At 40.6% G+C, this 22,819-nt stretch carries 12 protein-coding genes; 5 read left to right on the top strand and 7 right to left on the bottom strand.

Annotation, left to right across the window (positions count from 1 at the left end):
* Window positions 1-218: 218 nt before the first annotated feature.
* A complete protein-coding gene (locus HMJ38_RS00515; RefSeq protein WP_194972419.1) occupies window positions 219-1,664 on the top strand; it encodes a M48 family metalloprotease in 1,446 nt (481 codons plus the stop codon).
* Window positions 1,665-2,213: 549 nt separating this feature from the next.
* On the top strand, window positions 2,214-8,141 hold the full coding sequence (locus HMJ38_RS00510) for a S8 family serine peptidase (RefSeq protein WP_194972418.1): 5,928 nt from the start codon (window positions 2,214-2,216) through the stop codon (window positions 8,139-8,141).
* 202 nt (window positions 8,142-8,343) lie between these two features.
* On the opposite strand, the gene HMJ38_RS00505 is transcribed toward HMJ38_RS00510, so the two are convergent.
* The 4 genes from HMJ38_RS00505 to HMJ38_RS00490 form a co-directional block, all read right to left on the bottom strand.
* Complete coding sequence (locus tag HMJ38_RS00505; protein WP_194972417.1) at window positions 8,344-9,648, bottom strand: acetylxylan esterase; 1,305 nt, start codon at window positions 9,646-9,648, stop codon at window positions 8,344-8,346.
* 65 nt (window positions 9,649-9,713) lie between these two features.
* Entirely contained in the window at window positions 9,714-10,328 is a 615-nt protein-coding gene (locus HMJ38_RS00500; RefSeq protein WP_194972416.1) for a DUF4230 domain-containing protein, read from the bottom strand.
* A 134-nt stretch (window positions 10,329-10,462) separates the two neighbouring features.
* Entirely contained in the window at window positions 10,463-11,110 is a 648-nt protein-coding gene (locus HMJ38_RS00495; protein WP_194972415.1) for a hypothetical protein, read from the bottom strand.
* A 37-nt stretch (window positions 11,111-11,147) separates the two neighbouring features.
* Complete coding sequence (locus HMJ38_RS00490) at window positions 11,148-12,059, bottom strand: alpha/beta hydrolase (protein WP_194972414.1); 912 nt, start codon at window positions 12,057-12,059, stop codon at window positions 11,148-11,150.
* Window positions 12,060-12,295: 236 nt separating this feature from the next.
* On the opposite strand from HMJ38_RS00490, the gene HMJ38_RS00485 reads away from it, so the two are divergent.
* Window positions 12,296-12,490, top strand: a complete 195-nt coding sequence (locus HMJ38_RS00485) for a type II toxin-antitoxin system VapB family antitoxin (protein WP_194972413.1) — start codon at window positions 12,296-12,298, stop codon at window positions 12,488-12,490.
* Window positions 12,491-12,537: 47 nt separating this feature from the next.
* Here HMJ38_RS00485 and HMJ38_RS00480 read toward each other — a convergent pair whose 3' ends face one another.
* The 3 genes from HMJ38_RS00480 to HMJ38_RS00470 form a co-directional block, all read right to left on the bottom strand.
* Complete coding sequence (locus tag HMJ38_RS00480) at window positions 12,538-13,644, bottom strand: acyltransferase family protein (RefSeq protein ID WP_194972412.1); 1,107 nt, start codon at window positions 13,642-13,644, stop codon at window positions 12,538-12,540.
* A gap of 18 nt (window positions 13,645-13,662) precedes the next feature.
* Complete coding sequence (locus HMJ38_RS00475; protein ID WP_194972411.1) at window positions 13,663-15,078, bottom strand: DUF1593 domain-containing protein; 1,416 nt, start codon at window positions 15,076-15,078, stop codon at window positions 13,663-13,665.
* 139 nt (window positions 15,079-15,217) lie between these two features.
* On the bottom strand, window positions 15,218-20,266 hold the full coding sequence (locus HMJ38_RS00470) for a glycosyl hydrolase (protein ID WP_228779810.1): 5,049 nt from the start codon (window positions 20,264-20,266) through the stop codon (window positions 15,218-15,220).
* Window positions 20,267-20,747: 481 nt separating this feature from the next.
* Between HMJ38_RS00470 and HMJ38_RS00465 the strand changes: the two genes are divergently transcribed.
* Together HMJ38_RS00465 and HMJ38_RS00460 are read left to right on the top strand one after the other, a co-directional pair.
* Window positions 20,748-21,797 (top strand): ThuA domain-containing protein, encoded by a 1,050-nt coding sequence (locus HMJ38_RS00465; RefSeq protein ID WP_194972409.1) that lies wholly within the window; start codon window positions 20,748-20,750, stop codon window positions 21,795-21,797.
* Between the two features lie 155 nt (window positions 21,798-21,952).
* Window positions 21,953-22,804, top strand: a complete 852-nt coding sequence (locus HMJ38_RS00460; RefSeq protein WP_194972408.1) for a sugar phosphate isomerase/epimerase family protein — start codon at window positions 21,953-21,955, stop codon at window positions 22,802-22,804.
* Window positions 22,805-22,819: the final 15 nt, after the last annotated feature.

Here is a 22,819-nt window from a genome sequence, read left to right as displayed (position 1 = left end):
GTTGGCAAACAATTTACAACTTTTATTGGATTTTGAACCGTTTGAAAAAAATTGAATAAAAGTAAAAGAAAGAAAACTTTTAAAAAATCTTTGTAAAAAAAGAGAAAATACTTATAAATGTCCTTTATATTTTTTGATTGGTGCCATAATTGCTTCTTCCTATATACCCTTATTATTGGATACCCTTGACAATATAAGACGGTGTAAAAATCTAGCGCATGAAGCAACTACCTCATATCCTGTTTATAAGTTTAATAATAAGTTCAACATTTCTAAGTGGTTGTGCTCGTAATCCTGTAACAGGAAAACGGCAACTTGTTTTTATGTCTGAAGCTCAGGAAATAGCCATGGGAAAAGAGTCAGATCCACAAATTGTTGCCTTTTTTGGCCTTTATGACGATCCACAACTTCAAAAATTCATTACTGATAAGGGTCTGGAAATGGCTGAAATTTCTCATAGACCAAAATTGAATTATGAATTCAAAGTCGTCGACTCCCCTGTCATCAATGCTTTTGCGGTGCCAGGTGGATATGTCTATTTTACCCGTGGAATTATGGCCCATTTCAACAATGAAGCAGAATTTGCCGGTGTTTTAGGCCATGAAATCGGCCATATCACAGCAAGACATTCCGTAATACAACAGCGTAATCAACTTTTGGGTCAATTGGGTATCATCGCTGGCGTCATCTTGGTCCCTGAACTAAATCAATTTGTAGAACCTTTGTCACAAGGGATGCAGTTGGCTTTGCTAAGTTTTGGAAGGGACGCTGAAAGACAATCCGACAAACTAGGAGTGGAATATTCCTCCAAAATAGGTTATGATGCTACTGAAATGGCAGGTTTTTTTGAAACATTGGAGAGACAGCAAGCCAAATCCGGGGGAAATGAGATTCCCGACTTTTTATCAACACACCCTTCCCCTGCAGAACGTAACGTAACCGTAGCAAGAATGGCGGGGGAATGGCAAGAAAAATTAAAAATGACCAATGCGGAGGTAAATAGGAACAATTACCTCAAAAGAATAGACGGGCTCATCATTGGAAATGACCCAAATCAGGGATTTGTTGAAAATAATATCTTTTACCATCCTGTTCTAAAATTTTCATTTCCCTTACCAACAGATTGGAGTTTTCAGAACACTCCCCAACAGGTCCAAATGGCACCGAAAAACGGTGAAGCACTGATGATGTTGTCACTTGGTTCCGGTAATTCACTCAAAGAAGCAGCCAATGCAATTCTGGAGCAGTATCAACTGGAATTAGTGGATTCTAAAGAAGAAAAAATCAACGGATTATCTGCGATGGTGATAACCGCAGACCAAAAACAAGAACAGGGTACCATCCGATTGATTTCCACTTTGATCGAATATGACGGAAATATATATAATACAATGGGGATTTCAGAGCTCTCAAAATTCCCCAGTTATCTACCTGCTTTCCAAAACACCATGGGTGCCTTTCAGGAACTTAAGGATTCAGATAAACTAAATAGAAAACCTGATGTGGTCAGGATCAAATCGGTTCCTAGACAAATGAATTTTCAGGCTGCACTTCAACATTTCGATATGCCTCAGGATAGGTTTGAAGAACTGGCTATTCTGAATGGAATGCAACTTGATGACCTACTAGAGCAAGGTATGATGATCAAGGTGGTCGGGAAATAGACCATTTTGAACAGATGGAATTAGTTTATTCTGGAAAATCCTCATTAAAACCAATATTGCAATTGATTTTATGGTTTAGTTGAAAAAATTATTAAACTTTTATTGATTTTTTTTTATTACAAAATTTAGGATTTCCATTAAAAAAAAATTGATCCAAAATCCCTGTGATAGGTTCTTAGAAATTTATTACTAATTATAAGTATTATTTCACCTATAAAGCAATGTATCATAATCGATTCAATTATTTAACTTGCAATCCCAAAAATTATTTCCATTTCTAAGTCTAGACCTATTGCTTAATAAAAAAAATAACAGCTTGATATCTCCTTTTTTGACATAATTTTTCCCCATTTTCAAATCCTGACAACTTGATTTTCATTGGATATTAAAAATCATTTTATATATTAGAAAAGTGTTTTTACTACTTGAAAACTGCATTTTATTTTTTAAAAGATAGTTTTCAAAATTTCTAAGTAGCGTGAAATATTATTTTATTTCTAGTTTATGAACAAGATTCGTAACATCTCAACATTGTTAAAAAATCCACCAATGAAAAATCTCTTTTCAATAGGCAAATGGCTAATTATGATTTGGCTACTTGCACTAAATCCAACTTTTGCGCAGAACGTCAAGCTTGAACAAGGTCAAAACGGTGGTATTGATCAAGACCCCGTAAACCCTGTGAACTGGGCAACTGGAAATTCCAATTCAAGCAATAGCCATTTCTTTGAAGGGCAATCCATTCCATACCGCATGACCATTTCCAGATTACGAGCTGGGGACCATACAGTAGAAATTGAATGGGATACCCGTACCAATGACAAAAGTGCTATCGACTACATCACAAGTTTCGATAGAATCTGTGAGAATGTTATCCCTAGTGAGGGGCTTCCAAGTTTTCGAGTAATACCAACACCGAATGGAATACCACAGCCTTCCAACAGTTTTAATCAACTTTCGGACGATGAAAAAAAAATAGCCATCTATGGTGGCACTCTAGGTGAAATAAAATATGTACAGCAAGACGATATTACAGCAACCAGCGCAATAACAAGATTAAGCATTTCCTTTACTACTGGCGGGAGTAATGGACCAAATAATACAGTAGTACTCGCTTGGGGTGGTCATATTGCCAAAGCGCAAGATTGGGGTGAAGGCAATTCTGCTTCCAGTATCAACGGTTCTCCCTATCATACCCGTGTAATTTCAATAAATGGAAAATCAGTAGGAAGCCAAGACAGATCTGTACAGGCTGCCTCCGAAGTTATCGACTTTGATACTGAGTGTATAATCAAGGGGAAAAAAGAGGTCTGTCCTGGAGAAGTTACATCCTATTCAGTACCTCCGGGATCAGATGGCTATACTTGGGTAGTAACTGAAGGTGGAGAAATAACTTCAGGTCAAGGCACTAATTCAATAACAGTGAAATGGACTGGTTCAGGAAATGTATCAGTAGATATTGACAATGTGGGCGCATGTGAACCTACATCCTGTAACCTTGATGTTGTTGTCAACACTCCACCATCCTTATCGGTTGTGGACGCCGTTCTCTGCAGTATAGAGAATGGTGGAAATACTGCCATTGCGAATTTATTTGATTTTGTCGATGTCAGTTTTGGGGATTTGATTTTCAAACGCAATGGAAATATAATTGAAAATCCAGGTGAAATTCTTGTAACAAACGGTGAAAAGATAGAGGTCACAGCAGCAGGAGGTTGTGGCAATACCGAAACATTCGATATAATAGTAAATGATCGTCAGAAATTTGGCATCTGCTCACAAGGAAAAGTGTATGAACCCATCGGTTCCGAGTTAAAAGCTTTGAACGCAATTTTCAGGCAAGGTCAAACTGTTGAATCCAACGAAGTTTTCTACATCTTCGGAAATGAGGTTTTGATCGAGGTAATTTATTTCAAAGAAAAGTTTACAGAAGCTAAGTTAATTCTGGAAAGCTTGGGATTTACAGCACCAAATGAAGAAGAATTAAAACAGGATCCAAATTCATTGATTATAGCAGGTTTTATCCCTATAGAAAACCTTTTGATACTCAACGATTATTTTAAAATATTTAATTACGTACGACCAGCAATCCCGGGTGTTCCCAATAAAGGAGCAACAACTACTCAAGGTGACCGGGTTATGCGTTCCAACCTTGTAAGAGCTGGATATTCTCATTTTGAAGGAGACCAGACTATAGACGGAACAGGGATTAAAATCGGTGTGCTTTCAGATAGTTATGCAACACGTAATGATGCAGGTGTAAATACATTGGCTACAGACATTCAAAACGGCGATTTGCCTAATAGCTTATATTTCCTTAGGGACCTGCCAAGCCGATTTGGAATAGGTACGGATGAGGGTCGTGCCATGTTGCAGATTATACATGATGTAGCGCCAGGAGCAAAACTTGGATTCAGGACAGGCGTGATTACAGCGGGAGATTTTGCACAGGGTATCAGAGACTTGGCAGCTGAAGGTAGTGATATCATAGTTGATGATATTACATATGTAACAGAACCCTTCTTTAGTGATGGAAGAGTCGCTAAGGCAGTCAATGATGTTGCAGCCAATGGGGTTTCATATTTTACTTCTGCTGGAAATTTTGGAACAAAATCCTTTGAAGGAGTATTTAATCCTGTTAACACCAATACTATTGGCTTACCGCTAAATAGTGGAGAATGGACAAACGGAGGCAGAGTTCATCAATTTAGTGATGGTAAAACTACCCAATCCATTAACGTTTACCCAGGCCAAAATGGTCCAGCTGTCTATATGATTGCCCTTCAATGGGATGATCCTCTTTATTCTTTTGATCAGACGGGCAGTGAATATGATTTGGATATATACCTTAAAGACTTTGGTGCCCCTTTATTTGGATTCAACCGAAATAATTCAAATGGAGACCCTATAGAAATCCTTTCTTTCACCATAACAGAATCAACTACTGTTGATCTTGTGATTGCAAGGGAATGTGAGAGTTGTACTGACCTTGACTCCAATAAGGGTATTAAGTTCAAATATGTGATATTCAGAGGTGAACTTGATCAGAATATTGACCCGGATGACCCGGATGCCATAAATAAGTCCACCATTGTAGGCCACGCCAATGCTGTGGGGGCAATGTCTGTTGGCGCAGTACTTTACGCAAACACCTCTGTTTTTGGATTTGATCCTAAATTAGTTCCAAGTGAAACGGTTCCGTTCACTGTTGCTTCATTTTCTTCAAGGGGTGGGACGCTTACCAATGGTGTGGTTAGAGATAAACCTGACTTTACAGGACCAAATGGCGTAAACACCACGGTGAACTTTGGTGCACCGGATATAGAAGGTGACAAATTCCCGAATTTCTTTGGTACCTCAGCAGCCGCACCACATGTCGCTGCTATTGCAGGATTGATAAAACAGGCAAGGAAAAAATATTACCCAGAAACAACACCTGCAGGTTGGGAAGCTCCCGGTTCAACCTTATCGGACGATATCCGAAGAGTATTAAAAACTACCGCACAGGATATGCATGAACCAGGATATGATATCAAATCCGGTTCTGGACTTGTCCGTGCTGACAGGGCATTACTTACGTTGGCCACACCAAATCCTAATATCATACGATTGGATACAACAAATGCAGCAGTACAAGGTGGGATTGTAGGAAATATTAGCTTTACGCTGATCATTCGCGGTTCTGGTTTTTACGAAGGTTCTGAAGTGTTATTCCGTGACGAACCGATTTCTTCAACATTTAATCCTGATTCGTTATACCTTGAGGTAACCATTCCTCCATTTGTTGGAAATCCGGGAATCACCGTTGTTAATAATGCTATCTCAGATAGTGAGTTGGATGGTGGATCTTCTGGACCGATATTTTTCTATGACATCGTAAAGAAAACCATTGCAATCCGTGCAGATGATATGACCAACAAATATGGACATATTCTGCAGCCTTTTACTGCAAGTGTATTTGAAAGAACTGACAATGATTGGGTACGAAGCGAACTTAAACTTGAAGATGTAGGGCTTACTTTAGGACCGATACCTGATGGTAGTTCATTGCTTCCACTTACACTTTCCAGTCCAATCAGTGGTGACTTGGCCGAAGTAGGTACTTATGTGATAACAGCCTCGCATCCTCAGACAGGTTTTGCTTTCTCGGATTTCTACAATTATGTGGGAGTATTGCAGGAAGATGGAAGTCTTTTCTATGATGGAACCAATGACGCTTTTGGCAATTACGGTCCAGGTATCATTACTGTGAGAACTTTGCCTGTTACCATTAAACCAATTGATCTAACCGGAGATGCTTCCTTGGAATATGGTGAATCCATTAGCGATGCCATCCAATATGAAGTCATAATTACACCTGAAGATGCTGCCAAAATCCTAGACGTGGATGGCTTAAAAGCTTCAATCCTAAACGATTACCAAGAGGTTTTGGAAAAGGCAAAACAAGAGGGTGACGACAGTCTTCCATTAGGCTTGTTTGACACAAATGGCAGGACTCTTATTAACAGCGAACTGGAAAATCTGAGCTTTATGGTAAGTGGGCGAACACTAATTAATGGTCGAACACTTATCAATGGACGAACCCTAATCAATGGACGAACCCTCATTAATGGCAGGTCTTTGATCAATTCTATCATTGATGTTCCATTAGGTTCTTTTATTGATTACCTGGATAATCCCAATGAGCAGAATTTACTCGGTGCAGAAATCAATGCAAGGACACTCATTAACGCCAGAACGCTCATCAATGGACGAAGTCTGATCAACGGACGTACACTCATCAATGGACGTACCCTGATCAACGCACGCACTTTAATCAATGGCAGAACACTCATCAATGGCCGTACCTTAATCAATGCAGAAAGTGGCGAAGAGGATATTGAGGAACTTGACAATGTGCTCATCATCTTCAAAGAAAGTGACTTAGTTGAGGCAAATGAAGTAGAAGTTAACAACATCAAGTATTACGATTTTGGAGAGACTACTGAAGAGAATTCGGATGCCAACTTAGAGTTTTTCTCAATCACCTTGGTAAGTAGTACGGAAGTAGGAAGCAACTTCATTATCCCTGGAACCTTTGATTCACGAAATCTGAATGTTTCTTATTTACCTGGAAGCCTTGAAATCACTCCGACAGCACTGACCGTTAGTACTGCTGCTGATCCTGTTGAAATTTCTTTTGGAGACCCCGACCCTGTATATTCTTCTGAATTTGAAGGCTTTGCATATAGCAGTACATTCTTGGACAGCAATGGAAATGAAGTAACAGTTAAAGATGATCAGGCTTCGGTTATAGAGAAAATCGAGTATTCACTCATCCAAGATGAAATAGCCTATCCTAGTACAGGACCAATTGCCATTGGAACCTATAGCGTCCGACCTGAAGTCACCTTGTTTACGCCTTCCAATTATTTTGTAGATTTGGAAAATTCCACATTTGGAACTCTTGATGTTACCGGATGTATCAATCAGGCTGCAACAATCGGGGAATTTGAAACCGCAATGGGGGCAGGTAACACCAGTAATCCTGCAACGATAAAGAAACCAGCTAACACGCAAATCGGCGATATATTGGTAGTAGGATTGATGTTTGAAAAAGGACAGTCACCATCAATTACTCCTCTTGATAAAGATTGGGTATTGATCCAGAGAGTAAATGAAGGAAACCAGGTTGCTATGGCCACTTTCTATAAAGTGATAACCAGTATTGATGAACCTGATACTTATGGTTTCCGAATCAATCAAAGTCCAAAATGGACAATGGGAATCACCAGAGTGAGCGGTGCAGATATCAATCATCCTGAGGGACCAATAGCTACATTTAGTGGGAATTCAGGAGGCAGAACCCTGGTTGCCACAGCGCCTTCACTTACCACAGAAGATTGCAACAACTTGGTAATGCTCTTCTACACCAATAAGAAAAATGCTACTTGGACTTCTCCTGCCGGAACCATTGAAGTATACGATGATCCAAACAATCAGCAGGGACTTACCTCTAATATGATGGCGTATTTTATTCAAGAGGATGCCGGGGCAACTGGTGATATGAGCGCTATTGCTTCATTAAGTGAAAGTTGGGTTGCTCAGGCAATAGCTATCAGACCACTTAAAACCACCTACGCAAATACAGCTAGGACTCTATCTGAGGAAATGAATGAAAATTCAGTTTTGACAATTTCAGACACGTCTACAACACTAGAGGTAGATGGTACTTCAGGTCAGATCAAAGCATATCCTAACCCGGTAAGTGACCAATTGAATATCAGTTTAAAAGGTTATGTTGAAGAAGAGCCTTCTGACAATTCCTTTGTTATTCTTGATGCGATGGGCAGGTCCCATTTTGTACCAAGAACTTGGTTTGCAGATGAAAGCCGTCTTGAATTGGATTTCTCCAGAATGCACAAAGGGTTTTACATTATCAATATCCGAACACTGCACGGTATCAAGACCATTAGAGTTATGAAACAGTCCCAATAAATAATTGTCAAACTTGTTTTTAAAAAATAAAGGATGGGAAAATTTCCCATCCTTTTTTAATTATCCGATTATCCAAATAGATACAAGAAAATCTGAAAGCCCAATGGATAATTTGTCAAATTATAGAATAATCTTCGGTCTTCCGTCTTCTAGCCAATTTTTAGAAAACTTCCACTACCTCCCTGAAAGGATAGAAGCAAACTTAGTTTTTCCCCAATTTCTCAAACAACCAATCTTCTATTTTCCTTCCTTGTTCTGGATAAGTCCAATGTCCGGTTTCCGGAACGATAAAAACTTCTTTAGGCGCTTTGATTTCATTATAGGCCGAGTAGTATGAAGTAGGCGGACATGTTTCGTCGTTGAATCCCCAAGTATAAAAACCGGGGGTCTGAAGGACTCTTGCAAAATTGACCACATCATAATAGGCCAAAGTTTCTATCACTTCAGGTTTGTTGTAATATTTTAGATTTTGAGGTCCGAATACATGTGGCCAACCACCTGCCCTACCATTCAGGTATCCGGTCATATCACTCAATGCAGGATAAACAGCAGCCAGATATTTGATCCTGGAATCCAATGCGGCTGTAGTAATGGCCAATGCCCCTCCCTGACTTCCTCCTTGTACCGCCAGGTTTTTCCCATCATATTGTGGCAGGGAAACCAAAAAATCCACTGCCCTTACACAGCCCAAATAAACTCTTTTGTAATAGAATAAATCTTTATCGAAGTTGTTGAAATGCCAATATCCATTCAATGCTCCTGACATCAGGTTATTGTAAACTTCCTGAGGCATATCGACCGGTATCCCATGAATCCCGATCTGAAGCGTAATAGCACCTCTCAAGGACTTTCCTAAATCTCCTCCATAAGGTCTGATTCCTGCACCGGGAACACTAAGTATAGCCGGAAACTTCCCTTCCCCTTTTGGAACACTTAAAATTCCGTAAATTCTGGAATTTCGGATATTTTGAAAACTAACATGGTAAACATCTAGATGTTGGGAGCTTTTTTCCGGCAAATGGGTCATTTTATAATCCATTGGAATTTTTGCCAATTCCGATTTGGCATCGTCCCAAAATGATTTGAAATCTGCTGGCATCTTAACAGTAGGCTTAATTTTTTCGGGTTCAAAAGCTGCAGTTCCGATACCTTTGTATTCCTTTCCGTCAATGGTGGCATAAACTTCACACCTGAGAAAACCCGGGTTTTTCATCGTGAATTTTTGGGTTTTGGCTATACCATCCTTCAAGCTAAGCGGACCTTCTTTGAGAGGTTCCATCTTTTCTTCCATTACTGCGAATCTGACATGCTCTACAGGTACCGGTACTCCTGATTGGGTGACCGAAATGGAAAATTCCACATTTTCACCGGTTTTGTAAATCCAGTCTGTTCTGTCAGGAGCAACGGAAATATCAAGGTATTGCCTTGGAATCTGGGCTAAAGAGAAATTGCAAATGCTAACTGATAGCAAAAAAAGAAATAATGCGTTTTTTTTGAAGAGATTCATATCGGGGATTGGGGATATTGGTTAAAATTCAAACCAATATACTCAAAATCCCTTTTCCGGAGGCCCTACCTTTTCAGATTTTGCAACTGTTCCTCACTTTCAACAATTATTTCATTGTATTGTAAGGTCCAGCCCAATGATTTGGTAAGAATAAAAATATTGGCCAGCTCACTCATCAATCTTTCCTGAGAATTTTCCAACAGATTGGACTTGTCCACTTTTTCCCTGATCCTGGCATTGATGGTACTTTTGATTTTGTTATAATCAGCTGCCCCAAATTTGTTGAAATAATCCTGGGTCACATCATAATACTCAATATCAGGATAGATGTTGATGACAGGTTCAGGTATTCTTTTGATGATTACAGTTTTATTTTCCTGATCAATTTCTGTTTGTAGTTGACGGAGGTCATATTCCACGGTAACTTTGGCATTGGCGACCACCAGGGCTTTCTTATCTGAAGTCATCAGATTATAAAACAAATTTTGGGAATTCTTATAGGTAAAGACCTGAGAAAAATAACCTTCGGTCACAATCAATTTCCCAACCTGTTCGATTTGCTGCTGAATTAAGGAACTGCTTTCAAGCATTTGTTCTTTGGAGTCCTGCTTGTTGGACCAAAGCCAAAAACCAGCAAAAACCAACACAGCAACCATAAATCCAAAAACAAACCTATTCATAATTCCAATCAGATCAGATCTAAAATTGGATAAAAAAACATGGGAAACAAACATCTTGTGAGCGGAAATTTTTTTATAAATCTATTTTCCAAGTTTTAAAACTTATTTTCTTTTTATTGATGATTGATTCCAACTTAATAAGAAAACAAATTATTTGATTTCCATCGAGGCAAAATCAAGTCATCTCTGATGATTTCCTGTATAGATTTTATTTCTTCATAATTTACCTGCCTATTCTCAAAAATTTTTGACATTTCATGAAGTTGCCGGATGACCTCTTCGGGTTCGGTGTCTTGGATCCCTAAATGCTGGAGCTGTCTTTTTTGTTCTACCATCAATGCCAACAAATTCCAATTTTTAAACTCTTCATAAAGGTATTTTTCCTCTTTTCCCGAATCCTTATTGATCCCTAAGGCAAAATTCTTGGCCTCTTCCATTGTAGAAAATTCCTGATCCCAAACTCCTTCGGGTTCTTTTTCTTTAATCAGTTTAAGAGATGCCAGCACCCTGTCAAATTTGTAACTGATTTCGTTATTGAGTTTCTCAATGATTTCACCGCGGGTTTTTTCATTTTCCTGCTTGACCTTATAATCATCATAGACCTTTACCCCTCCTGAAACAAAAATGGCCGATAATACCCAAAGTCCCAATTTGCTGTTGAAAAATGAGTATACCATCCCTAAACCAAATTTTCTGGCCTTTTGGTATTCCAGCTTATCTTTAACTTCAAACTTATAAATTTCTACAAGTTCTATGCGTTTTTTTTCTTCTTCTGAAAGCATGGTAGCACAATAAACTTATTTGAAAATTTAAATAAATCTAATCAACAATCATCGCTTTGAGCCACTTCTCGACCTCATCCATCCATTTTACATCAGAAGTACGATTGATCATTCCAAATCCATGACCGCCTTCTTCAAAATAAGTAGTCGAAACAGGAATATTGAAATGCTTCAAAACTTCTTCAAAAACATAGGAATTCTGTACACTCACCGGATCATTTTTGGCGTGGACAAGATAGGTCGGAGGAGTATTGGAATTGACCTGCTTTTCATTTGAATAAAAATCCCTTAAAGCCTGTGTAGGGTTTTCACCCAACAGATTTTGGGCTGAACCACTGTGACCTATCTCAGGGTCAAAACTGATCACTGGATACACCAAAATCATAAAATCAGGTCTTAGGCTTGTCCCCTTAGGATTGGGGATGGTTTGGTTGTTGTAATGAGTGCCTGCAGTAGAAGCCAAATGCCCACCGGCAGAAAAACCCATAATTCCGATCTGATCCGCTTTGATATTCCATTTATCGGCATTTTCCCTGACCATTAAGATGGCCTGTTGGGCATCCTGTAATGGGCCAATGGTTTTGTCAATCATGGTCTCATCGTTGGGAAGTCGGTATTTCAGGACAAAAGCCGCAATTCCCTTTTTGACAAATTCCTCTGCCACATCCGAACCTTCATGACCGGCCGCCAATATCCGATAACCCCCACCAGGACAAATAATCACTGCCTGACCTGTCGCATTTTCCTTAGCAGGAAGATAAGCCGTCAGCGTCGGCTTGGTTACTTTACTGATTCTTAAAATTCCATTTTGATCAGTTTCTGAGTTTTCTTCATCAGGCACATCAATGGAGTTGGGGATGGGATCATTGCCGAAGAGGGGGTAGGTGGTCTGGGCGGAGACCAAAAAGGTCAAAGATGACAATGCAATCATAACGAGCAAGTGTTTCATGATGGAATATAGCCCATTTCTTGAAAAATCTAAAGCATGTTGTTGTTCCTTGAGCCAAAAATAAATCAACCCTAGTAAGTCGATTTAATAAAGAAATAAGAAATTCGCAATTGACATTAACATTGGTATCCTATAATTTAAAAAACTAGTACTAATTTAGTTAATTATTGCTTTAACAAAGTTGAAAAAAATCCATTGTAAAAAAATTTGTGAGTTTACACCAAAACTTATTTTAGATGAGAATCAATATAGAAATACCTGAGTCCCTGATTGAGGAGGCTATGAAACTTTCAGATGCAAAAACCATAAGCGAATTGATAAAAGAGGCATTAGAAGAAAAAATCAATGTCATCAGGAGAAAAAGATTGGTGACTTTTAAAGGTAGTATAGAATTAGATATCGACTTGAATAACTTAAGAGATCGAAAGTAATGCCTAAAACAAAGTTAAGTCAAATGGTTCTAAATGGATTGAAATTCTCAAATCTTAAAAAATACCCTCTTTCTATAAAGAAAGTAACACAAATACCACATTGCTCCCAAAGTCAACAATGCCGTCAATATCCCCAATATGGCATCTGAAATGCCCATAGGTTTCAAAAATCCAACACTGAAAATTTCAATAAATCCATATAACCATCGGTGACCCAACACCTCCGCAAACAAGTAGATAAATATGGAATTCATGCCTACCACGATAAAAGCAAAGGCCAAGGATTGATGTTTTTTCATATCCAACAACCAATAAAAGAATGCCAAGGCCAATAATGCCCATCCCCCTGAGGCCAACACAAATGAGCTGGTACTGATTCTTTTGATAATGGGTGTTACTCCCAGTAAGTCCAATCCGTACCCTGCGAACAAACCGATAAATCCTGCAATGATCAGGACTTTTATTTTTTCCTGATCTGTCTTTTTGGACATGAGCAGGTTTCCGCACATGGCACCCCACAGGGTATGGGCTGCGGTAGGAATGCAGTTGATAGCTACCCAGCCTCCCTTATTGATTTTCCCCATCAGCAACATATCGGTGTAGGAACCGAAATTCTCACCCATCACAAAAGGGGATCCCGGGGCATAGACACGGTAAAACATTTCAGTTAGGATCAACAACCCCAATGATACTGCCAATTGGATTTTGAAGGGCTGTCTGATCAAGAAGTAGGTAAGCAGGATGGTAAATGAAAGTTGGGTCAACACATTCCAAAGCTCAAAGACCAATTTCTGATTGTACACGCAATGTAAGCCGGTGCCGAAAAGAAAAAGTAAAAAGCAGCGTCTCAAAATATGCTTCGTCACTTTCCCCCTGTCTCCTGCAATTGCCAACCTTTTATTGAGTGAAAAGGGCATTGCCACCCCGACGATAAACATAAAAAACGGCTGAATCAAATCCCAAAATCTTAGCCCATTCCAGGGATGATGGGTGAACTGGGTAAAGAAAGTATGCCAAAAACTTTCAGTAGAAAAGGCATTCAAAAAAGTATGATAAACCATTGCCGCTTCAGCAATCAGCAAAAACATAGTCAGCCCTCTGTAAGCGTCCAAGGAAATCAAACGCCCTGATGTAGGAAGGTTATCTTGACCCATATTTCAGTTTTGTGAAAATTAATTATTGCTAAGGATGATTCTTCGGTAACTGTAGAGACTCGGTTCACCACTATCCTGTACCTCCAAAATAATATGCAGGAATTGTCCCTCATTCAATTTTGGCATTTCAAAACTTTGTTCATCTGCATAGGGATTGAAGAATTCCAGTTGCCCATTGAATCCCCCAATTTCTTTGTATATCCACCAATGATATTTGACCTGATCACCATCAGGGTCAAAGGTGCCTTTAGCTGATAAGCGAACAGTCTTCCCTGCTTCGACTTTAGCTTTGGCCAATGCTTTCCCCTCATTTCCGTTCAGCATGATGATGGGATTGTGGTTAGCACCTTTGTAAGTTTGGGCAACATTCCAGTCCATTCTTACTGCAAAATCATGCTGGAAAGCTTTTCTCCACCTCCAGATAGTAGCCTGATTGGAAGCTTCTTTTCTTCCATCTGGCAAAGTAACTTCATCTTGGGTCTCAATAGATGAAGTCCATATTTTATCCACTTCTCCATAAGACTGCCATAGCTGATACCTACCTGCCCAACCTCCATAAGCTGGACTTTTGTACCATGCCAAACCATTATTGATCAATCCTAAAAACGAGGGAGTATCCCCTTCCATGATATATTCCAAAGGAATGTAATTGGCTCCCAAAGGACCATGATTGTCCCGAATATTTTCCATCAACCAAGGATTGTCCACCAAGTCAAAATCCACTATCGGCGCATTTTTATACCACCTGTCTCCAGCTATCCCTGTCCAAGTCGCTTTGTAATATTCCCGCGAATTGTCCCCGGCACTTGCATCCACGATATAGAAAATACCAGGGAAATTATGCCTGACCCAAGGCCCTGCAAAATCCTGGTCGGAAATGGTATAGATTCTTAACTTGTCTACAAACTTTTTCACCTCTGCCTCTGATCTGGTATTTTTCACTTTCCAAAGGGCCTGTGCGAGGCAATTGGCACCTCCCCAAACAGAAATCCAAAGCGGCCGATCATCATCTCTATCCACGGCCTTGATCAGCATTTCAGAACCGGGAGAATCTTTCCCTTCCCCTACCCCATCCATACTGTACAATGGCAAATGTTCCGAAGTCACCCCCAACAGATCATCCATGCTCGGAAACCCATCAGCATGTTTGTCCAGATTGGCTTTTACCTTTCCGTAATTTTTTATCAGCTCTTCGATTTTATCCTTTCGGGTTTGATTTCTGAGATGGGTGGAAGTGGTCGCCACAATTCCCTCGATGTCATACTCATTGGCATAGACCAGAAAACGAACCATGGACTGTTGGTCATCCGGTTCGTTGGTAATATCGGTTAAGACAAAAACCCTTTGTTTGACAGGTTCTTCAAAGGTTAGGGGAGTTTGGGCAATTGAAAAACCAATTACAAAAAACAAACAAAGTGCTGATAGGAATTTCATGGTTTATTTAGGGTTTGATGGATTTCAAAATATACAAAAAACAGAGGAACCTACTATCCTATGATTTAAGAATTTTGAAATCGGCCAAAATAATTTATCAGTTCAACCACTCCCGATAACCCTAAATTAAATCAAACCTTCAATACTTTTTAAGGATTTTGTGAATAGATTGCTTATTTCCCTGAAATAATCTGATCATGTAAACCCCGGAAGGCAAATTTGAAATATCCATTCTGTATCCCTCCGAAAACTCTTCAAATTCAATTGTATGAGCCCTCCCTGCCATGTCCACCAAATCTGCAGATCTGATCGCCCCACTGATTCCTTTAATAAAAAGGTGATTGTCGGCCGGATTTGGGTAGATGATTACATCTCCGCCGATTTCCATCCCTGTACTGTTCACCACAAGTGTGATCTCGTCAGAAATTTCACTGATGCAATCATCAATGTTTACCTGTACAGAGAAGGTTCCGAAAGAGGATACTTCTAAACTTTCCCCTGTAGCATCCGCAATCAATTCACCATCGAGAAACCATTGGTTACCCTCAGAAGAGCTTGACGATAAAATCACCGAACTACTTCCTACTCCGGTCATATTTATGGTTGGTTTCGATGGATTGACACAAAACACTCTGCTGATCGATACCGCAGGAAGGTATTGATCATTTCCGTTTTGACTTGCGATGATGGCTGCCCTTCCCGGCTTCAAAAGCGTAACCAGGTTAGCCTCGATACCTAAGTGATCATTTTCGCTCTCAAAAGAAACTTCCAAACCGGAATCAGTTGCAGCTGTCAATGTAAATGGAGCATCTCCCATGGTTTTGGCTTCAATCTCCCCAAAAGTAATTACCTGTTCGAGTTGGACTTGAGCAATTTCTCCCTGCCGGATATTATCAAAATACCAAGTATAATCTGCAGAACCATTCCCAACATTACCCAGATCGAAAATCACCACTATTTTTTTATAGCTGATTGAAGGATTGAAACCGCTCATATCAAAAGTGATATCCACCCATTTTTTTGATTCAGGAATTGTCACTTCTTTTTCGAATGCCTGTCCTCCATCAAACTCATTCTCAAATTTCAGCAACATTGGGGTGTTGACTCTTGGTGCCCATACCGAAACTGTAAAGTCTGTACCCTTAGAGAAATCAATCGCTGAGGTCTTGGTAATAAAGGCCCCACCCCAAATCTGCCCTGCATTCTTTACCATCTTTGCCACTTTAGGGCTTTGGTTTATATTCTTATCGGGGTTATTGATGACCGATAGATCTCCTCCATCAAAATTCGTAATCAGGCTATTCCAAGCAAAATCTTCCTCAAAAGTCATAGGAAAATCAATTACCGGACCTCCTCCGGAACCTCCACCATTACCATCATCAGTACCCTGACAGGTGCCCACCACATAAGAAATCCTCTGGCCAGAATTGTTTTTTTCTCCTTGTGTTGGATGGGAATAAGTATAATAAAAATACACTGTGCTTCCCTCAGGAGCATTTATCCTAAACGGTACATTTGGTCTTACCCCATATCCAGGAAAATTCCCATTCGCCGATGTTCCGTAATAAAGTATCAAAACCTGATTCCCCATTCCGGAAATCGTAGGGATAAAGGTCAGCGTAGGATTACTGGCATCATCTGAAAATTCATACCTGAAATCTCCATTTTCGGAAATTCCGCTGCAGGAAGGCGCTTCAGTAAACCGAATAGTTACGGGTGCAGAAGTAGCCATATTTCCATCATTGTCTTTGGCAATTGCCGTTAACTGATGCTGGCCAACACTACCTGACCAACTCACTTTCCATGGTTCAAAAGTAGCTGTACCGATGCTGTTTTCTCCTGCGAAAAATTCTACCTGATCTACCGAACCATCAAGGTCCTTGGCTATGGCCACAATATCAATCGGCCTTCCTTGAATAAACTCCTGATTATTGGATGGCGAACTTATGGCCACAACAGGCGGAATGTTTGCATCATTGCTCACAATCACCAAAACCTGGTCAGAATCCTCGTATTCCCCATTACTTACTGTCAAACTAAAACTATATATACCCTCTGTTAACCCACTGATAAGAGTGCTTGAAGCATTGGGATCATTTATCGTCGCCACACTGGGTCCGTATTCCTGTATCCAAAAGTAGGTCAGTTCACCACCATCAGGATCTGAACCAGACCCCGTTAAAGTTGTGGTTGCTTCCGGCAAAATAACTACAATGTTATTTCCGGCACTGGCAGTCGGCTGACTGTATGGCAATTCTCCTTCATAAGTAAAGGTCATTTTTCCAAAGTTTAGCTCTCCATTTCCAAAGGATATCCTTAAGATATTTTCACCTCCTACAAAAGGGATTCCCTCTACAGTCTGCGTTCTCCATTTATCCCAACCACCTGTGGTGCCAACAGAAATGTTATCCGTGATTTTCTTGCCGTTTAGTTCAAGCCAGAATGGGCCTCCACCACTTGCATTTCCGGAAGCATAGCGGAATTCCATTTTTTGCAGTCCTGCTTTTTCGACATTGACTGTGTATTCTACCCATTCCCCACTTACAATCCATCCTATGGTGGCCCCTTCTCCTGTGACAAATGCTGCATCTACACTTTCTTCTTTCCTGTAATCTCCCTCATTGTTGACCGAAACATCCGAATAGGAAATTCCCTGTCCTTTGCCTCCTTCAAAAACATCATAATTTCCAGCTTCGATAACTCCCGGAATTGCCCAAGCTGTCCCCAAATAAGGAACTTGGTCTCCTACTACTACGGAAACGATATTGGAGACTCCCAATTTTTCACCTTCAAAAACCTTCGCATAAAAATCATGCACTCCCAATGGAAGTTGGGCTGCTTTGAAATTATAGGGTTCTTCGGTCAGTTCTCCGATCTTTTCAGTACCTCTAAAAAATTCAACTTTTGTGGGGGTACCTTTTTCTACATTCAAACTCAGGTCCACGCTGCCATTGACATAGGCTTGATTAAAACTGACTGAAAGTTCACTTTCTATGTCCACATCATAGTTTGTGACCATGGTGCGGGCCGGAGCTTCCAGGGTAGTGCCATCCGAAAACAGTACCGTGATCGGGCTTTTTTCATAGTTATTGACCACATAGGTCCTCACTCCATCTTTGATAAACACAGCGGCCGTAGGGTAATTTGAGGTAATAGAAACATCCACTTTACCCATGGCATTCATCGCATGAAGCCAATAGTAAGTTTGGGCATCTGACACTCCGAATTTTAGGTTTCGATTGGGATAACTGTCATAAAGATCAATCGCTTTCTGAGGATCTGTAAAAGCCAGATACTTCCACATCAGGTCATGCCAAAGATTATCATTTGCCTCATTTCTTAAAATCCCAGTATTAGCAGCTATTTCATTCCAAAGCTTGGTAGCATAATCCTGATGATGTCCGAGATAAAGAGAACCCCCATGAATCGGATAGAGCTCTATGCCATAAGATGCAGCAATATCATTGGTCCAAAAAGTTCCGTTGTCGTAGGAATTGCCCCATACCCGAGAAACCAAACTGTACTGCTGTATAGGTCCAAAATTTCGCTCATGGATATCAAACCAATATTCTTCAATGGCCGTCTGCTCCGTAGTATAGAGATAAATTCCCAAGTCCCTGATTTCTTTATTGCCTGTGATGGTCCCCCAATGTATCAAGGAGGAATTGAACTGCATACTTTCTGAAGTGGATTCCTGATCATTTCCCTGTGGGAAACTTGCAAATCCATTGGCCCAACAATGCCCCGCATAAGGACTGAAATTTCTCAGAAACGGAAACATCGCATCACTCCGGTCCGGTGAAGCGGCATCCCGTACTAAGAGATTGACCATTTCTCCCCAACCTTCAGCCCAACCAGGTTCAAACTGTTCCAAAAATGCTGCTGCATGGATAAAATACCCCCAATGAAAATGGTGGTCATTCAGGTTGGTGTCCTGACCATGTCCTGCCGGATAACCAAGCATGGCTGACCAATCTTTGTTATAGTAAAATAAGAATGCCACCTGTCCGGGTTTGGCAGTCAACCAATCCTCCAATCTTTCTTTGATGGTCGCAATCATCTTGTCACGGGATTCTAAATTCCCCATTTCGTGGGCGATTCTTGCGGTCTGAATCAGACGATTCATCATCTGCCCCTCATTATAGGAATCAGTCCAGGTACTCAGACCGTCATTTTCCAGTTGTTTTACTTTTTGGTCCAACTCTGCTACACTAAAGCCCTCACTATAATTGGTCTGATAGGGAAGGGTGGGTAAAATACCATAGTATGTATTTTCCACGCTGAAGGAAGTACTTGCCATGGTTTTGATTTCACCCCTGACCGAGCTGTAACTCAAGAGGTCGGGTCGAGGTGAATCCGGCGCCAGATTGTCCCACTGATGGGGTAATAATCCTATCAAGGGGGCTGTTTCTTCCCCTTCTTTGATGTCATTTTCAATTACAAATTCTGTCCTGATGACAGAAGTTGCTTCGTCAAAATTCCAGGAAGCAGTCGTATTTGCAGGAAATACATAAGCGTATTTTTTATAGGATTCTGCAACCTGTGCAATATTGGTTGTGGTCAGGGGCAACATGGCCATAGACCAATAATCTTTCCCATTCAATGTGGATGAATAAACTTTTCCGCTTTGGGTCCAGGTACTTCCCGAAGGAGCATAAAACACAAAATCCGCTCCATTCCGTGCGTTTTCTATCATCAGCATTTCTCCTGAGATAGTCGCATTCCCAAGGTTGACGGTAATCTGAAGGTTGTCGTCTGTCTCTTTATTGAAATATAAAAATGGCATAGCCACCCCGGAAGTCACCTGCAAATGTTCGCCTCCATCATTCCAGTCTATGGTCACCGTCCAATCTGAATAGTCCGCCACTGTAGCTCGTTGTGCATTCAATCCTGCTAATCCCACCACGATAGGTTCCTGGTCATCATAGACACCCCAAGGAATATAACTGACCACCAAGCCAGCTGGCTTTGTTTTTAGAGCCATCGGGTAATTGAACAGATTGCTTACATGATTACTTTGAAGCAACAAGGACCACCAATCGTTTGTCGGAACAGGTTTGCCAATGGCGTTCTCACTGAGTTGGGGCGTACCGGGAGGAAATCCGTTCCTTCCCGCCGCATCAGTACCGGGAAATGTTGTGGTATAACCTCCATCGCCTATGGGCACAAACTGTGCTGATACATTCATATTCGAAAACAAAAAATAAATCATGATGAGGCTAAAAAATAATTTTAGATGACTTGCAGACATAAGTTTTTTGAATTGGGTGTATTGAAGATTGATCGCGAGCCCTAAAACTACTTAGGATTGTTCCATCACTTTGAAAAATGGCTACATCATAAGTACAACATGCCTGAAATTAAAATACTACAATCCCAAAACCATTTTAGCACTAAAGATAAGTGTGCATACCATGAGTCGGAAATATAATTCCCTCAAAAAATTAATTCAAATCTCACTTATTTCATCAATTCAATTTAAAACTCAAAACTTTTAATCGCTTTTTAACCTAATATTTTTGATAGGTTTTACATAAAAAAATTTCATTTCAGTCCTCGAATTCCATTTTTTACAAATCTTATCAAAAATCCCTTTTTTCAAATCCACTTTCAAAGTATCTTTTGGATGAATGAAAAAATGAGTGAATTTTCTCTTAACAAATAAACCTATGCACAAACACTTTCGACAAGTCATCAAAACCACCATTCCGTTTTTCAAATTTTCTCTTACATGTTTATTTTTGGTTTTTTTCATTTCCCTAACAAACGCCCAGGAAGGAAAAACATGGTTGCGTTTTGAGGGGTCATCGGGCCCCGGCAAAGGCAAGCATATTGTCTTGGTCAGCGGCGATGACGAATACCGTTCCGAAGAAGGCATGCCCATGCTGGGGAAATTACTCGCTCAGCATTACGGTTTTACCTGCACAGTACTTTTTCCGATCGAACCTGAAACAGGAAATATTGTACCCTCATTCCAAAACAACATCCCCGGTTTGGAACATTTGACCAAAGCTGACCTGATGATCATGTTGACCCGCTTTCGGGAATTACCTGATGAGCAGACCAAGCATTTTCATGATTACATATTGGCCGGAAAACCAATCATTGGATTGAGAACTGCCACCCATGGATTTCATTATGAAAAAAACAAAAACAGTCCCTACGCCAAATATGATTGGAGAAACAAAACCCAAGGATGGGAAGGAGGATTCGGAAGGCAAATCTTGGGGGAAACCTGGGTTGCCCATCATGGCGACCATGGCAAAGAAGGGGCAAGGGGACTTATCAGCGGAATACCCCAACAAGAAGACCATCCTATCTTAAAAGGAGTGAAAGACATTTGGGTAGCCTCAGATGTATATACTGTAAAAAATCTTGTTCCAGAAGCGCATGTGCTGGTGTACGGGGTTCCTACCTCAGGAATGACCGCTGATGCCCCTGTAAATTGGGAAAAATCCGTGATGCCCATGGCCTGGACAAAAGACTATCAGGTTGAGGGAGGTAAAAAAGGCAAAGTATTCACGACTACGATGGGCGCTTCTGTGGATTTGCAAAGCGCAGATCTGAGAAGACTTATCGTAAATGCGGTATTCTGGGGCCTTGATATGCCTGATAAAATTACACCTGACATGGATGTCTCCATTGTAGGAAAATACGAACCATCTATGTTTGGGTTTGGGACATTTAGGAAAGGGATGAAGGTGGGGGATTTCAGGTAAAATAGATTTAAGACGTGAGACATGAGACGTGAGACGACTTGTCCGCCGAGGCGGATGAGACAAGTTATCCGAAGTTTGTAACTTCGGATTCCTGAGTATTGAGTTTTTAACTCAATTCTCCAATCAATTGTATGTGATTAAAAACAAAAACAACCATGAACAAAATCGGATTTAATGTATTAGCTTGGTCGGCAAATATGTCGGATGAACTCAAACCTATTCTGGACAGATTGAAGAAAATCGGCTATGATGGAGCTGAGTTTTTTGTCGGCTCGGATGATGTTCCGGCTTACAAGCGAATCGGAGAACATTGCAAGAATATAGGTCTTGAAGTCACCACTGTTTGTGTGCTAAGCCCGGAAGAAAATCTAGTCAGCTCAGACCAAGCCATCCGGCAAAAAGGTTTGGAAAAAATCAAATGGATCATAGACCGGTCCCATGACTTGGGTTCCCAAGTGCTTTGTGGGCCTTTTCATTCTGCCTTTGCTACTTTTTCGAAAGCTGCCCCACAGGAAATCGAATATGCCCGCAGTGCCGAAATCCTCCATCAGGCAGGAGATTATGCCGCAGAGGCAGGCATCCTGTTGACTCCAGAAGCCTTGAACCGATTTGAATGCTACCTCTGCAATACCATGGAGCAGCTTTCCCATTTATTGAAAATCGTCAATCACCCAAATGTCAAAGCCATGTTTGACACCCACCATGCCAATATGGAAGAGAAGAAATTGGGCGACGCGATCCGAAGCATTGGTCCACGCTTGGCACATTTTCATATCAGCGAAAATGATCGGGGAACTCCTGGTTCAGGCCATGTCCCATGGGATGAAACTTTTGCCGCTTTGGCTGCCATCAAGTACAAAGGTTGGCTGACCATTGAGGGCTTCACCCGAAATGATCCTGATTTTGCCAATGCGATCGGGGTTTGGAGACAGTTTTCTGAACCTTGGGAAATGGCAGAAAGTGGGTATAAGTTGATAAGGGAAATGGGAGAAAAGCATGGGCTTTAGGTGTTACTCGTTAGT

The sequence above is a fragment of the Aquiflexum lacus genome, assembly GCF_015476655.1.
Classification (GTDB): domain Bacteria; phylum Bacteroidota; class Bacteroidia; order Cytophagales; family Cyclobacteriaceae; genus Aquiflexum; species Aquiflexum lacus.
This window is presented reverse-complemented; position numbering and strand designations above follow the sequence as displayed.

What these genes read in the sequence shown, in the direction of transcription:
- HMJ38_RS00480 (WP_194972412.1), bottom strand. Translation starts at nt 13,644, where the DNA reads ATGGGTCAAGATAACCTTCCTACATCAGGGCGTTTGATTTCCTTGGAC.
- HMJ38_RS00465 (WP_194972409.1), top strand. Translation starts at nt 20,748, where the DNA reads ATGCACAAACACTTTCGACAAGTCATCAAAACCACCATTCCGTTTTTC.
- HMJ38_RS00495 (WP_194972415.1), bottom strand. Translation starts at nt 11,110, where the DNA reads ATGCTTTCAGAAGAAGAAAAAAAACGCATAGAACTTGTAGAAATTTAT.
- HMJ38_RS00505 (WP_194972417.1), bottom strand. Translation starts at nt 9,648, where the DNA reads ATGAATCTCTTCAAAAAAAACGCATTATTTCTTTTTTTGCTATCAGTT.
- HMJ38_RS00500 (WP_194972416.1), bottom strand. Translation starts at nt 10,328, where the DNA reads ATGAATAGGTTTGTTTTTGGATTTATGGTTGCTGTGTTGGTTTTTGCT.
- HMJ38_RS00460 (WP_194972408.1), top strand. Translation starts at nt 21,953, where the DNA reads ATGAACAAAATCGGATTTAATGTATTAGCTTGGTCGGCAAATATGTCG.
- HMJ38_RS00510 (WP_194972418.1), top strand. Translation starts at nt 2,214, where the DNA reads ATGAAAAATCTCTTTTCAATAGGCAAATGGCTAATTATGATTTGGCTA.
- HMJ38_RS00490 (WP_194972414.1), bottom strand. Translation starts at nt 12,059, where the DNA reads ATGAAACACTTGCTCGTTATGATTGCATTGTCATCTTTGACCTTTTTG.
- HMJ38_RS00470 (WP_228779810.1), bottom strand. Translation starts at nt 20,266, where the DNA reads ATGAATGTATCAGCACAGTTTGTGCCCATAGGCGATGGAGGTTATACC.
- HMJ38_RS00485 (WP_194972413.1), top strand. Translation starts at nt 12,296, where the DNA reads ATGAGAATCAATATAGAAATACCTGAGTCCCTGATTGAGGAGGCTATG.
- HMJ38_RS00475 (WP_194972411.1), bottom strand. Translation starts at nt 15,078, where the DNA reads ATGAAATTCCTATCAGCACTTTGTTTGTTTTTTGTAATTGGTTTTTCA.
- HMJ38_RS00515 (WP_194972419.1), top strand. Translation starts at nt 219, where the DNA reads ATGAAGCAACTACCTCATATCCTGTTTATAAGTTTAATAATAAGTTCA.